General features: G+C 48.1%; 12 protein-coding genes. 1 reads left to right on the plus strand and 11 read right to left on the minus strand.

Going from position 1 to position 14570, the window contains the following annotated elements; all coding sequences use genetic code 11:
• Nucleotides 1-48: 48 nt before the first annotated feature.
• The 11 genes from ACIGBN_RS05940 to ACIGBN_RS05990 form a co-directional block, all read right to left on the minus strand.
• Nucleotides 49-360, minus strand: coding sequence for a 4a-hydroxytetrahydrobiopterin dehydratase (locus ACIGBN_RS05940; RefSeq protein WP_396664217.1), 312 nt, complete (start codon nt 358-360; stop codon nt 49-51).
• Between the two features lie 236 nt (nt 361-596).
• The gene (locus ACIGBN_RS05945; protein WP_133002821.1) at nt 597-1355 is read right to left on the minus strand and encodes a cobalamin biosynthesis protein; all 759 of its coding nucleotides are present in this window, start codon (nt 1353-1355) and stop codon (nt 597-599) included.
• Nucleotides 1352-2086 carry a precorrin-2 C(20)-methyltransferase gene (gene cobI, locus ACIGBN_RS05950; RefSeq protein ID WP_133002820.1) on the minus strand — a complete coding sequence of 245 codons (735 nt, stop codon included), beginning with the start codon at nt 2084-2086 and terminating at the stop codon, nt 1352-1354. Before cobI ends, ACIGBN_RS05945 begins: the two co-directional genes overlap by 4 nt.
• 14 nt (nt 2087-2100) lie before the next feature.
• Entirely contained in the window at nt 2101-3420 is a 1320-nt protein-coding gene (gene cbiE, locus ACIGBN_RS05955) for a precorrin-6y C5,15-methyltransferase (decarboxylating) subunit CbiE (protein WP_133002819.1), read from the minus strand.
• The gene (locus ACIGBN_RS05960) at nt 3420-4067 is read right to left on the minus strand and encodes a precorrin-8X methylmutase (protein WP_396664220.1); all 648 of its coding nucleotides are present in this window, start codon (nt 4065-4067) and stop codon (nt 3420-3422) included. Before ACIGBN_RS05960 ends, cbiE begins: the two co-directional genes overlap by 1 nt.
• 41 nt (nt 4068-4108) lie before the next feature.
• Nucleotides 4109-4885: a precorrin-6A/cobalt-precorrin-6A reductase gene (locus tag ACIGBN_RS05965; protein ID WP_396664222.1), complete on the minus strand. Its 777-nt coding sequence runs from the start codon at nt 4883-4885 to the stop codon at nt 4109-4111.
• Nucleotides 4882-6015 (minus strand): cobalt-precorrin-5B (C(1))-methyltransferase, encoded by a 1134-nt coding sequence (locus ACIGBN_RS05970; RefSeq protein WP_133002816.1) that lies wholly within the window; start codon nt 6013-6015, stop codon nt 4882-4884. The genes ACIGBN_RS05965 and ACIGBN_RS05970 overlap by 4 nt, the downstream gene beginning before the upstream one ends.
• Before the next feature lies 1 nt (nt 6016).
• Nucleotides 6017-7363: a cobyrinate a,c-diamide synthase gene (locus tag ACIGBN_RS05975; RefSeq protein WP_396664225.1), complete on the minus strand. Its 1347-nt coding sequence runs from the start codon at nt 7361-7363 to the stop codon at nt 6017-6019.
• On the minus strand, nt 7360-9126 hold the full coding sequence (locus ACIGBN_RS05980; RefSeq protein WP_396664227.1) for an ATP-binding protein: 1767 nt from the start codon (nt 9124-9126) through the stop codon (nt 7360-7362). Before ACIGBN_RS05980 ends, ACIGBN_RS05975 begins: the two co-directional genes overlap by 4 nt.
• A 151-nt stretch (nt 9127-9277) precedes the next feature.
• Entirely contained in the window at nt 9278-11989 is a 2712-nt protein-coding gene (locus tag ACIGBN_RS05985; RefSeq protein WP_396664229.1) for an ATP-binding protein, read from the minus strand.
• 116 nt (nt 11990-12105) lie between these two features.
• Entirely contained in the window at nt 12106-13893 is a 1788-nt protein-coding gene (locus ACIGBN_RS05990; protein WP_396664231.1) for an EAL domain-containing protein, read from the minus strand.
• 230 nt (nt 13894-14123) lie between these two features.
• Here ACIGBN_RS05990 and zntR point away from each other — a divergent pair, with 230 nt between their 5' ends.
• Entirely contained in the window at nt 14124-14567 is a 444-nt protein-coding gene (gene zntR / locus ACIGBN_RS05995; RefSeq protein WP_133002811.1) for a Zn(2+)-responsive transcriptional regulator, read from the plus strand.
• Nucleotides 14568-14570: the final 3 nt, after the last annotated feature.

The raw sequence follows: 14570 nt of genomic DNA on the forward strand, positions 1-14570 counted from the left end.
GCATGATGCTTATGATCTAGTGTTGCAACATTGAGATTGGTTGCCTTTCTAGTCGATTGTAGAGGCGTGAACTTCCATTTGTTCCGCTAATAGAAAATCCTTTTCAGAGAGCCCTTCAACATCTTCTGTGGTTAACTGTATATGCACTTCATTGTAGTTATTAGACCATTCTGGGTGATGATCCATTCTTTCTGAAATCAAAGCGCATTGCGTCATAAACCCAAAAGCTTGCTGAAAGTTTCTAAAGGTAAAGCTAGAAGACAACTTACCATTTTTAATTGCCCAATGGCCTTGCGTAGACTTATTAAGCTCGCTGAGTGACCATTCTATTTCTTCTTGTGAGAGTGCTTTTAATGACATAAATACCTCCAAAGGCTGTTCTTATCTGTGCACCTTCATCCCTGATATTATTTTATTCCCCATGTATAAATGAAGTATTGGAGTATAAAAGTGCGAATGCAATCGCATGGAATAAAGATCACTCTAGTTGCCGTTTTTTTGCCTCTTAGGAGGCTATATGATGAATCAATCACCTTGCGTAAAATATCTCTCTAAAGCCTTAATCTCCCTGTTTTTATTCTTATGCTACGAACCTATTATGCTTTGAATGCTCTTGCAATAGAGACAGTCGCCTTTGCATTTTTAATCTTATTTAAGATCAATTCTGGTGCGCTATCCGCAGCCTGTTTTGCTGCAAATAGGGCCGCAGATTCCGCCACACCGTAGACCCCCACCGTGTTGAAAACATACTCAGAATGGGTGCTTAATAAACTTGCCATTGGGGTGAGTTGCTCTGCACTGAAGGTCTGAAATGACCAAGCATACTTTTCCGCTAAAGCGATTAGATTCTCTTCATCGGCTTTTATATCTATGCTGCTCAAAGAATGAATATCCTTCGGTGTTAATCCTTTTTGAGACAGCCCTTCCAACATGAGGCGTTCTAAAAACGCCAGTGGACAACCTCGCTCACACCCCATACCTAAGGTATAAACAGGATTCAGATACGCCTTGGCAGTCGTTGCCACCAATTGAGCCCCAAGACTATTTGCGACTTGAGCCCCCCATTCATTCGCCCCGCCTTCATGGCCTGATAAAAGAGGAATAACAAATTTCCCCAGCTCATCTAAGACCAACACCGGAGGGTCTTGGTATTTATCTTCTATAACGGGCGCCAAGGTCCGCATAACAATGCCTGTGGCACAAATAAACACCAAGTGATCGCCTTGCTGGAACGCTGAGCGCACCTTTTGAGCAAACGGCTTGGGCTTATAATCCAATACCGCCTCAGGCCACTGACGTAATATGCGCCTAGCAAGCTGCTCACCCGCTGGCGTCAGGGCAACAATGCGAATCAACGTGTACCTCGCTCGCTCTTAGTCACGACAAACAAGGAGAAATACGGCCCTGCTTTGTCTTCCAATGTGGATACGTCTTGCACTATGCGCTCATTATCACGGCCAATGTACTCTAGATATTTTGCGTCTTGCAGGCGGTTCGTCTTCCGTAGAGCGGTCAGTATACGAGGTCTAGCACGGCCCGCTTTCATAATAACAACACTGTCGTGTTGCTCTAACGCGGTATCAATTTGCAATGCAGAGTGACGCCCACTCACGACAGCAAACGACTCTTTTAATACCGTTAATGGGTGATTCAAGGCCGAAGATGCCGCATTAATAGAAGAGACTCCAGGCACTACCTGACAAGAGAACTGCCCCTCTAAACGTTCTAATAAATACGCAAAAGAGCCAAAAAACAGTGGGTCCCCTTCACACAAAAACACCACATCACGTCCGTTTTCTAGCTCATCGGCTATCGCCTGTGCTCCGCCATCATAGGCCTTATTGGCTTCTTCACGATCGGTTGACATGGGCATCACAATCGCGATTTCATTTTGTTGATGGGTAACACCTGAAAAGGCTTCACAGGCAATGTTTTTGGCTTGTGAATTGCCTTCGCCATTGGCCAGATAACTCACCACACTGGCACCTTGAATTAAACGTAGTGCCTTTAAAGTAATCAATTCAGGATCACCTGGGCCGACTCCAACCCCAATAAAGCGCCCTTTTGTTTGTTCGTTTGTTATCATCTCGACAGCCTTCATTACTCGGTGTCCTTTTGTGTATTAATAGCCATTGACGTCTTAATAAATAAAGACAAGGTCACTGGCAGATTAGGGCGATACAGCCGCTGACCGGCTAAACGATCTTGTTTGGATACAGCCAACTGCAAACTGTGTTCTTCGGCGTCTTGCAAGCGCGCACGCTGATTGGCAAATTGCATGACCTGAAACTTGCTGTCTTCTGTCACCGCGCTCACCATTAAATGGCCACCAAGAGGCAAACATGACCATACTTGCGCCATCAGGTCATTCAAAGCGCCATCACTGCCACCAATAAAAACTTTATCGGGTAAGGGCAAATCGGCCAATGCTTCAGGTGCACGCCCTGCCACAATGGATAAATTACGGGTAACGCCAAAACGATCTTGATTGGCTTCTAGGCAGGCTAAGCGTTGTGGATGATGCTCAATGGCAATGATGTGGCTTTGCTGATGCCAATAGGCAAGCTCCACACTCACACCACCACAGCCAGCACCAATGTCCCAGACTGTATCACCTGCTTGAAGCCCCAAATAAGAGAGGATAACCAGCCTAACTTCGCGCTTGGTGATCATCCCTTTGCCGTCGCCTTTATCGGTAACAAAGGCGTGATCAGGAATCCCCGGTGCGCTCGGATACAGACTTCCTTGACCGCCACTCGGCCTGCCTGTTTTCACGACAATGACGTTTAACGGGTCAAATGTCAGTGCCGTTTGCTCGCACAAGGTTGTGGCTGAGAACTGACGTACCTGCTCATGCTGATACCCCAAAGCTTCACAAACGGTGATCTCACTGTGAGCTAAGCCGGCCGCTAGGCACTCTTGTGCAATGTGTTTTGGCTGACTGTACTGATCTGTCAGTAACACTAGGGTTTTATTGCACTGCAATGAAGAACGTAGATTCGATAAGGGTCGGCCATGCAAACTCACCACCTGCACATCTTGCAATGACAACCCCAGACGATGACACGCCATTTGAATACTGGACACATTAGGGTAAAAAACCAATTTATGAGCAGAACCGACGCCGCCAAAAGTACGCTTAAGCCAAGCTCCTACCCCATAAAATAGAGGATCTCCAGAAGCCAACACCACCACTTGTGCTGCGCCTTCTTGTTGCCATTGCTCGAATTTAACCGCCAATTGAGACAGCTTAGGCAGCTTTTCAACCTGGGCTTGATGTGCAAAGTCCACCAGGGTGTCATGCTGCCGAGGCGAGCCTACGACTATGTCATGTTCGGTTAAGTTTGATAATACGGCTTGTGCTGGCGCCGCTAAATTCGCACATTCCGCCACCCCTAACCCAATCACATGAATTTGCATCAATAATACTCACCCAAGTTACAACGCAGTAAGGCATTGCAGCTGGCAGAAGTCACCGCACTGCCTCCCATACGGCCGAGTAATGTAATGCATTCTACGCCTAGTGTTTGGTGCGCATCCCAAAGCGCTTGCTTGGATTCTGCCGCGCCGACAAAGCCCACCGGCATACCAATAATCAAAGCCGGTTTGGGCGCACCTTGCTCAATCATTTCCAATAGGCGAAACAAGGCGGTTGGTGCGTTACCAATCAAAACGACGCTGCCTTCTAATGAATCCATCCACAGGCTTAATGCCGCCATAGAACGCGTTTCACTTCGATTTTTCGCCAACATGGCAACCGTAGGATCGTTTAAAAAACACAGGGGTTCACGCTCAATCATGCGCTTAGTCACACCCTGCTTGACCATTTCCACATCGCATAAAATCGCACCATTATTCGCCAACGCCTCGCGCCCAGCCTGCGTTGCGTTCGCACTAAAGCGCACGCTGCTCGCCACATCAGGCAACCCCAAACTGTGTACGATGCGCATCACCACTTGTTGTTGATCTTGAGTCAGCGCAGAAAGGTCGGTTAGCGCACGAATCTGACGAAAACTGTCTTGTTCAATCGCCTGTGGGTTTTGCTCGTAGCGTTGCGGCTCTGACATAGAATGACTCTTTTGGCTAATATTATCGTTGGTTGAATTTGTCACTGTTGGCTGTCTTTTTGATCATGAATGGAGGGACTACAGACGCTTAAGCAGGCCTCTAGGCAAGTATCTGTGTCATTAAACTCTTTGTCCGCGGCAGGCAATCTAGGTCGCTCTTGAAGCAACACATCTATCCCTAATTCCCGCGCGGCTTCTAGTTTAGCGTACGTGGCGTCACCCCCACTGTTTTTACTAACAATGACATCTACTTGGTAATCAACAAGCAGCTTTCGCTCTTCCTCTAAAGCAAAAGGGCCAATGGCTTTGATCCACTGAACGCCTTCTGGCAGGGGGAATTTTGCGGCCACAGCCGTGCGCCAAATAACGGACGCTACAGTATCATTTTTGAGAATCGTTCTCAACAAAGATTCGGGCATTTGCCCTGCACTGAGCAATGGAGTACGACACCCTTTGAGCATTGAAACTAACGCGGAATCATCTTGATAATAACGCCAGCGGTCACCCGCTTTAGGTTGCCAAGCGGGGCGATGAAAACGCCAGCAAGGAATGCCAACTTCACGGGCAGCGACCACCGCTTTACTGCTCATGGTGTGGGCATAAGGATGGGTCACATCCAAAACCAGGGTAATCTGATTGGCTCTTAGGTATGCGGCTAAACCACCAAACTGAGTAAAACCACCAACCACCAGCTCACAATCCACTTTTGGCACTCGCACCAACCCAGCCAAGCTGTACACCACTCGAACGCCCGCTTGATGAAGGGTGTCCGCCAGACGACGCCCATCTGCGGTGCCTCCTAGTAATAAAATTTTCATTTCATCCTTCCTCGCGAATCTGCATCTGTGGCATGACCGACAAACTGACCACGACGATCAATTGCCCAGACTTCCAGTGCTATGTGCGACGGTATATAGGAACGCGCAAAATGTAATGCCTGAGCACAAATCGCGTCGGCGAGTGGAAGGCCCGCTTGCTGAGCAAATTTCAATGCTTCTACACTGGTGTTCGCCTGGGCCATTTTTTCAGTCAGCTCAACCTCAGCCCCTAAGCGGGTCGCTAAGCTTGCCAATGCCGGTAAATCAATGCTCGATACTCGACTGTTTAGATCCATATGCTGTTGAGCCAATTTGCTGATTTTTCCAAAACCGCCACACAAGCTTAATGTCGTTAATTTGGCGCCACTGTGCTGCTCCACTTTTCTAACGTGCTTAAGCACAGCTCCGACAAAGTCCCCCATTTCGATCAACGCCATATCATCGAGTTGATAATGTTTTTTTATCGCGTCTTCACTGCTATTGCCTGTGGTGGCTGCAATGTGAGTAATGCCATTGGCGCGCGCCACATCGATGCCTTGGTGGATAGACGCAATATAAGCGGCGCAAGAAAACGGCCGAACTATGCCTGTGGTACCAAGAATTGAAATCCCGCCCATAATACCAAGACGCGGGTTCATGGTTTTTTCTGCAATCTGAGCCCCATTGATCACCCCAACAGAGACATCAAAGCCCCCTTGGTAATGATAGGTTTGAGCAAAACCTTCAAGGTGCTCTGTCATCATTTTTCGCGGCACAGGGTTGATTGCAGGCTCACCCACGTCAAGCAATAAGCCGGTACGAGTTACAATACCAACCCCTTCAGCGGCGTAGAAATGCACGCCTTGCTGCGCGCTTAGCGCCAGTTCGACAAAAATCGTCGCCCCATGAGTCGCATCAGGATCATCGCCTGCGTCCTTTATGGTCGACGTGCGAGCGCTTGATTCGCTCACCTTATACGCTTCAATCGTCAGATCGACCTGCTTCCCTTTTGGCAAGGTCACACTAACCGTTTTATCTTGGCGTTGCGCAAAAAGTGCTTGCGCCGCCGCCACACAACACGCCGTCGCACAGGTGCCTGTGGTCAGACCGGTGCGCAATGGCGTTGGCTTTTCTGCACTTTCAGGCCACATATTATGCGCTCTCACCCAAACGGTTTACGCCTAAAAAAAGAGCCGCTGTCGCCTCTAAGTTTGACGGGAAAAACAAATGCAAATAACTGGCGGTTAGCCCCTGCTGCTGGTAAATGGCCTCCCCTGGGGCTGGATGACGCTGACGGCGGCCATAACCAACTGGCTCTGGCGTGTTCGCGCTGCGTGATCTGTGATGAGCATGGCCACGAATGTCCCCTTGCGGCACCACGGCCGTTTGCATACCTTGACAACCACGCTTACCGCGCATGGCTCCTTGGCCGGGTAAAATGCCCAACATTGGGTAACAATGACCTTCTAAATCTGTCAGCTCTTCTAAGCTATACAACATGCCTCCACACTCAGCGAGAAGGGGTTTGCCAGTCGCAAAAAACGCCTGTATCGCAAGTCGCATATGCGTATTTTCAGACAAGGTTTTGGCGTGCAATTCTGGGTATCCACCTGGTAACCAAAGCGCGTCAGCGGCTGGCAAGTGCGAGTCTTTTAACGGAGAGAAAAAGACAATAGTCGCGCCCAAGCTTTTTAGTGCATTCAGGTTGGCATCATAAATAAAACTAAAAGCGGCATCTTTCGCCACGGCGATGGTTTTACCTTGCAAATGACGCTTAGCCGGTACTTCTGCGTGATCGCGCTCTGCCGGTAGAAAAGCCACCGGTTCCGGCAGGGTTAATAAACCGTCATCATTTGATTGTTGCAACCAGTCAACCGCTGCTTCAAAACGAAGCTCAAGTTCGTCCGCGACTTCTTCTGCTTGTACCAACCCCAAATGGCGCTCTGGCAGTGTCACTTCTTCATCGCGCTTCAATGTCGCCAGCAATGGCAAAGACGCCGGCAGCGCGTCGCGAATTAACTCAGCATGGCGTTCACTTCCACAACGGTTCGCAATCAAGCCAACCACGGTGACATCCGCTCGAAAATTCGCCAACCCTGTCGCCAAGGCCGCGGCCGTTTGCGCCATCCCCTTCACATCCATCACAATGGCCATCGGAATACCAAAACGTGCCGCAAGATCCGCACTGGATGGCTCGCCATCAAACATCCCCATGGCGCCTTCAACAAGAATCAGGTCCGCAACTTTTGCTGCTTGATACAAACGATCCTGACAGTAATCATCACCTGCCATCCAGATGTCTAACTGCTCAACCGGTTGTTGGGAGGCTTGGGCGAGTATTTGTGGGTCTAAATAATCAGGCCCAGTTTTAAACACCCTGACCACCTTTCCTTGTTTGGTAAAGTAACAAGCCAAGGCCGCCGTAATCGTTGTTTTACCTTGATTCGACGCCGGAGCAGTAAGAAAAATAGCAGGGCAATAAATGGTTTCTTGACTCATTGTTTTGTCTCTAAAAGCGAATTTAATAATAGGTAATCGGCGCCAAGCTGTTGCGCGATTTCAGCCCCTCGACCACGTTTCACCTGGGTGTTTTCAGTATCGATCAAGACACAATGGCCTAATAATGCTTTGTTGCTGCCCGCTGAAAAGTCCGTCACATCCGCTTGTGTACGACCGTCCGTTACAATGTACGTTTGGCTAATTAACCCAGAGGTTGCCTTATGCTGCTGGGTTAAATATTGGCTGACCTTCTCGATGGCAAGACGAAACGGCGTGCCACCTCCAGCCCCTAATTGATTCAACCTCTCTAGAATTTCCTTGGGGGCGCGGACTTTCGGCAAAACAGCCGACACGGCGTCTTGACCAAAGCCTAAAATAGCCATTTGTTCACGGGCCAGATAGGCTCGATTGGCGATGTCTAGAATCACCCCTTTGGCTTTCGCAAAGACACCTTGCGCCAAGGTCGAGGCCGATGTATCTAACAGCACCACATGCAACACAGGCAGACCAGTATGGCGTTTCTTAGGCAATAATTGACTTGGTGGCCAGCTTTGCGGGTGACTGATAATGCTTCTAAACCAATCGATTCCCTCCCCCGCCACAGACCCATCAAGACAATACCCACTCGCGGCCTTACCTCGTTGCTTTCCCGGCGCCACCTCTCGTAAATTTTTCGATGAGGTCTTTGTTTTTTCAGGAGACTGCAGCGTCGGTAATCCAATACGCTCACTTGCGGCTTGTCGTTCTGGCTGCATACTGCCCCATTCCCCCTGTTGAGCAGGGTCTGGTGAAGCGGAGTCTGTATTATCAGGCAATGAGCTCGGTGGACGCCTTGATGGTGGCGTAGAAGGCGGCGTTGAATTGGGCGTCGTTGGGGGCTTAGGCGACTCGGCTTGGCGGCGATGGCTCAACACAAGTTCTTCTACCGCCTGAACATCACCTATCGACACCATGTCAGCACCACGCCACGCGGCATGCGCCATTGCAGCCCTTACCCAGACAATATCCGCTCGCACACCGTCTACCTGAGCGTCCTGGCAGCGACTGGCAATGTCCATACGCAACGCGTCTGTGCAGCGTACTTTAGGTAAGCCATTGCGGGCGATTTGAATGCTGTTTTTTAAGTTACGCTGTTTGTATTTGAACGCCTCACAAAATGCCTTCGGATCCTGATCGTATTCATCTCGTAAGCGAACAATTTGTACCCGCTCTTCCAAACTGTAGTGGTTATCCAGAGCGACCATCAAGCCGAAGCGGTCTTGCAATTGAGGACGCAATTCCCCTTCGTCTGGGTTCATGGTTCCCACCAATAAAAAGCGCGCTTCATGCTCATGACTGACGCCATCACGCTCAACTCGGTTAACCCCACTGGCAGAGACATCCAGCAGTTGATCCACCAAATGGTCACTCAGTAAGTTCACTTCATCCACATACAAAACACCGCCGTGGGCTCGGCTTAATAAACCAGGCTTAAAGACAACTTCTTTGTCTTGCAGTACTTGCTCTAAATCTAAAGCGCCTAACAAACGGTCTTCACTCGTACCGAGCGGCAAGGTGGCAAATGGCACCAGCTCATCCCCTTGCAGCGCCGGCATGATGCCAGACAAACCACGAGCCAAAGTGGATTTCGCAGAGCCACGTGGACCACTAATCAAGACACCACCGATTTTCGGATTAATCGCCGATAAAATAAGCGCCAATTTTAAAGACTCTTGCCCAGCTACGGCGGTAAAAGGAAAGTTGCTATGGGCTAGGCTACTCATGGTGTTACCTGTCGTTGATTAGGGTCAAAGGGAAACTAGAAAACCGCCTATTGTAGGCGGTTTTGCTATGTCTTGTCTCGCTTGAACCTTATCCGTGGCCTTGCGTTATGTCAAACTCAAAGCGCGGCACTAAACATGAATCAAAAACATATTAAAGCTGCGATGAATCCCCGCCAGAAAGAAGAACGTCTGGATGAAAATCTACAATCAGTTGCTCGACTAACTCCAAGTCAAAAGTATCGAGCGCTTGTGTGATATCCCGCCGTTGTGAAGCAGGCAGTTGCTCACTAAGTCGCTGTACTACTTCGTTGGTCTTATTGATATCCCCACTTTTCGCAGCCCGATAGATTTCCTGCCAGTCTTGATCCGCCATCACCGCTTGTTGGCACTCGGCTGTTTTCGACAAAGAAGACGCTAATGCGGCCTCTTTATGGTCATCAAATATGGGCACAAATCGGACATCCATATGGGACACCAACGCCTCATACACTTCTTCCACTTTATATGGCTTGGCTATTACCTGCCAAAAACCGTCTTTTTTCAACTCGGCTAATTCGTGAGTCATGGTGGAAGCCGTCACCGCGATGACAGGAATCTTGTTATCTGGGTCCAAATCTTGAATCGCCTTCAATAGATCTCGGCCACTTTTGTTTGGCATACGGATGTCGGTCATTACCATTTCAGGGCGATATTTCTTAAAGCGTTCAATGGCGATTTCTCCGTCTTCTGCCTCAATAATTTGGCAACCCGCCTTCTCCAGTAAAGACACTAAAATATCCCTAGACCAGTCATCGTCTTCGGCCACCAGCACACTAATAGGGTGACTTAGGCGACTATGGGAACCGGCTTCAAAAGCAGAGTATTCAAGGGTCACTTCTTCTGTCATGTCTGAAATCGGCATCATCACAGTAACACGGGTTCCACCAGAAGGAGGGCTCTGAATAGCAAGCGATCCGCCCATTAACTTTACGAGGGTATGAGACAACGCCAACCCAAGGCCTGTACCACCTTCGCGCTGACCTGCCTCCCCCTGAACAAATGGCGTAAATAGGCTGTCCATTTGCGTATTATCAATTCCTGGGCCTGTGTCTGAGATAACTAACTCAAGTAAATCGTCTTCATAATGGCTCGTTACTGTCACGGAACCTGTCGCAGTAAATTTCACGGCATTGCCGACCAAATTAGTCAGTACTTGATGAAATTTAACAGGGTCAATCCACACCAATAATTCAGCCGGCATGTCTAGATCGGCACTAAGCTGCAAGCCTTTTTTTTGTGCCTGCCCTTGAAGCAACTTAACCACCTGCAGTATTTCTTTTCGCAAACTGACTTTCTGGCAGTGCAACACCATGCGGCCGGATTCGATTCGGGCAATGTCTAAAATGTCGTTGATCAAGGCCAGTAAACGTTCACCGGCTCCTTCAATGGCTTGAAAGCGCGTCTTTGCGACACCAGTTAGGGTCATGTCTTCTCGGATCAGTTGTGCGTAGCCAATAATGGCATTCAGCGGGGTGCGGATTTCGTGACTCATATTTGCCAAGAAGTTACTTTTCGCCTGGCTGGCTTGCTCTGCGGCCTGTTTTGCATTCTCCAATTGAGCGGAGACGTTCTTTTGGTCACTGATGTCGCTCATGATATCGCCAAAAGAAATAGCGTCGCCTTCGTCGTTGCGTAAAATAAAGTAGGTTTCATAGGTTTCAAACACCCGCCCATCCATACTCTGCGCTTGCAGTTCCCCCTCCCAGACGCCGTGCTCTTTGACATAAGGAATCACGGTGTTGGTTAAAAATTGCTGACTTTTAGACGGATAAAATGCGAGGTAGTTGAGATCTTTAAGCGGCACATCGTCACTAACGCAAAGCAAATCACGCATTTTTTTGTTCAGATAAGACATGTCCCCGTTTAACGTTGCCATACCAAACCCTTGGGCAGAGTTATCCGCAAAGCTTTTAAAAAGCTTTAGCTCACTGATGAGTGAGTTGCGCTCTGTAATGTCTCTTGCGATCCCCAATACGCCTTTAAAATTCAATGAAGGCTCTTCGATTGGCACACGATAGACTTCAAACAAGCGTTGACCGCTGCCGTCTGCGGCTGTCCCCCAACAATGCTCATGTAGGGTTTCTCCACGCTGCAAAGCCTGATTGTCTCGGTCTTGATAATATTGGCCATTGCCATCGAGGTTAAGCTCTTGATCGGTTTTTCCTTTTACCTGATCGCGCTGTAAATTATTAAACGTCGAGAAAGCATCATTACAGTCTAAGTAATGACCATCCTGATCTTTTGACCACACAGGGTCGGGGATATTATTCAGTAAGGATGAGAGAATTAATTCGCGCCGGCGGGCATTCTCACGAGCCGAAATCAATTCTTTTTCTGTGGCAACAAGGTGATTAACTTGCTCCAAGGTGCCAACAATGCACTGCACGCGCCGACGGCTGTCCCAGCGAGTCACGCTGCCACGCATTTCAAGCCACTGGCTCTCACCGTTTATATCGTCGACACGAAAACGCAGTGACTGAGGCGTTGTTTGGTTTATCTGTTGCGTCAAAATGGCCGCCGACCATTCATCAAAGTCGGGGCGATCTTCTTTCTTGAGGTAGGCGAGCCAGTCTTGAATATTGTTTGGCACGTTTTCTTCCCAAAAACCAAATTGGGCAAAAAACTCAGAGGAAATATAAAACTTTTTACTTTGTGGAAACCATTCCCAGACACCCGCTTTGGTGGCCAAAATGGCTTTAGAATAGCGTCGTTGCAAATGCTTAAAGCGAATAAGAAACACCAGCTGAAAAATCACCAGAAGCGCAGCGGTTCCGATAAACAAAAAGATCAATATACTAACAATGGTCGAGGTTCCAGACGGCATAATCGGATTCCTTAGCGATTCGAACGCAGGGAGGCGCAACACGCCTCCTCCTGTGCTTCTCTTCTTAGAGAAACACGTCCCTTTGGAAACACAGTGTTAAGGGGGCGTATCTTGGTTTACAGTTTTTCAGGTTTATGAAAGTGGTAACCTTGTCCCCACTCCACCCCTAATGCCTGTAACTGCAAAACAATGTCTTGGTTTTCAACAAACTCAGCGACCACAGGTTTATCAAGCATTTTGGCCAGCTTGACAATGGAGTCCACCATACCGTGGTGTATTGCGTTCACGTGCATGTCTTTGACAAACAACCCATCAATTTTGATCAAGTCGAAGGGCAAATCCATCAAGTAGGCATACGAAGAAAAGCCCGTTCCAAAATCATCCAGCGCAATACTGCAGCCGCACTCATGCAATAGAGACATAAAGTGACGCGTATCTACAAAGTTATTCAGCGCTTCAGTTTCTGTGATTTCAAAACAAAACTTCTGGCCATCAAGCTGGTATTTTTCCAGTTGTGCGACAATAAAATCTGCAAAATCCGCTTCACGAACCGACAACGCAGACACATTCAGAGCCACCTGGCTGACTTCTTCCCATAGGTGCGGCCTTTCTGCCAGCTGTTGCATGGTATGGCTGATGACCCAACGGTCTATTTTGGAGATGATGCCAAAGCGCTCCGCTGCGCGAATAAAGTCATTCGGATAAAGCAGTTTCCCCGTTTTCTCGTCTCTCAAACGAACTAGAATTTCAATTTTTTTGCCAAGCGTCCTTGTTTCTGTCAGTGGAAACAGCTGCTGAAAATGCACCTCAAACAGATCTTTCTCAAGGCCATCAATAATACGCAGCCCCCAATTCAAATTGCCTCTACGCTCTTCATAAGCAAGGGCGTCTGCGTTCTCCACAATGCGTGAATAAATACCGCTTTTCTTGCAGGAGTAACTCACTTCGTCCGCCAACATGATCACTTGCTCAAAAGACACCATATCGACGGTAATGGGGATCGCAATTTTCGTCAGGGATGTTCTAAATTGACGACCATCCCAAACAAAAACAAAGTCTTCAATACGCTGATTCATGATACGGAAGAGCGACTCAACGGCTTCGGCGCCTCCTCGCCCAACGGCGATGGCAAATTTATCGCCACTCAAACGCGTACAAAAATCTCGCTGGGGAGAGCATAAGTCATTAATAACAGTGGCAAGTTGATGCAACAATTCATCGCCTGCTATACAGCCACAGGCATCATTAATCAGATGGAACTCATTAATGTCGATTAACACAAAGTAAGGAACGTGGGCGTTCGTTTTGGACTGAACACCGGAAATAAGGTGGGTAATATGCTCGTCTAATGCGTCGCGATTATAAAGCTGAGTGACAAAGTCATGCTGGGCAAGATAGTTCAAGCGGTCTTGCATATAGCGCCGCTCATTCACTTCTTTGCGTAAATGACGATTGGCTAGATTTAAGTCGGCGGTGCGATCCCGAACCTTTTCTTCCAACATAAGGTTCAAGTCTTTTAGCTCATTCGTCAAATTGAAACGCTCCAACTGATGAGCAACACGCGAGCGTACTTCTTCAACACGAATAGGCTTCGTTATGTAATCGTTTCCTCCCGCATCGAAGCCACGACTAATATCGTCTACTAAGGCGGTAACAAACACCACAGGGAGATCTTTAAACTTGGCATTGGCTCTTATTTGGCGGCAGGTTTCAAAACCATCAATCCCACCCATCATAACGTCTAAAAGGACAAGGCAAGGCTCAGTTCGCTCCAACAAAGCCAATGCACGCTCTCCTGAATTGGCCACGACAACCTGGCAGTCTAATGCCGAGATAACGTCATTTAATACCCGCAAATTCTCAGGTACGTCATCGACAATCAATACTGTGGGTATTTGCTTCATGCTCCGTTATGCCTTCCTTAATTGGTTCAAATAGAGTGCCACACCTGTTACAAAATCACCAATGTGTGTTTTTTAAACAACATCTTAGAGTCTACCCTTGTTTTACTATGAATTTCTATCCTACTTTAGCCTCTATCTTCAATCTCATCAGAATACATCACCAAAACCTTGACCTTGGACTAACATCCAAGGTTTATACTTGTCTTAACTATCATTCAAGAGAGAAAAGCATGTACCGTATTGGCGAGCTGGCAAACGACTTCAAGGTAAAAAGTGATACGCTCAGATTTTATGAAAAGCATGGCCTATTAACGCCATCAAAGCGTTCTGATTCAGGCTATCGGCTGTATACCGAGCAAGACAAAAAAACATTGTCTTTTATCCTTCGCGCCAAAACCGTTGGCTTTAGCTTAGCGGATATCCATGAGCTGCTTTCTATCGAGGTCGATAAAGACAACAACGCCTGTGCCGATGTCAAAATAGTGGTCGATGCTAAACTTGAAGAAGTTGAAAGAAAAATCGCCGAACTTAACCACTTCCAACAATCATTAAAACAGCTGTCTGATGCCTGCTGTGGCGGCCCTGGAAGCGCGGCTCAGTGCACCATACTCGAAGCACTGGAATCTGATGTTCATAACGTTCAACCAGAACATCATCACTGTCTAAAGGAGTGAATA

The sequence above is a fragment of the Marinomonas sp. NPDC078689 genome (assembly GCF_044542435.1).
Lineage (GTDB): Bacteria > Pseudomonadota > Gammaproteobacteria > Pseudomonadales > Marinomonadaceae > Marinomonas > Marinomonas arenicola.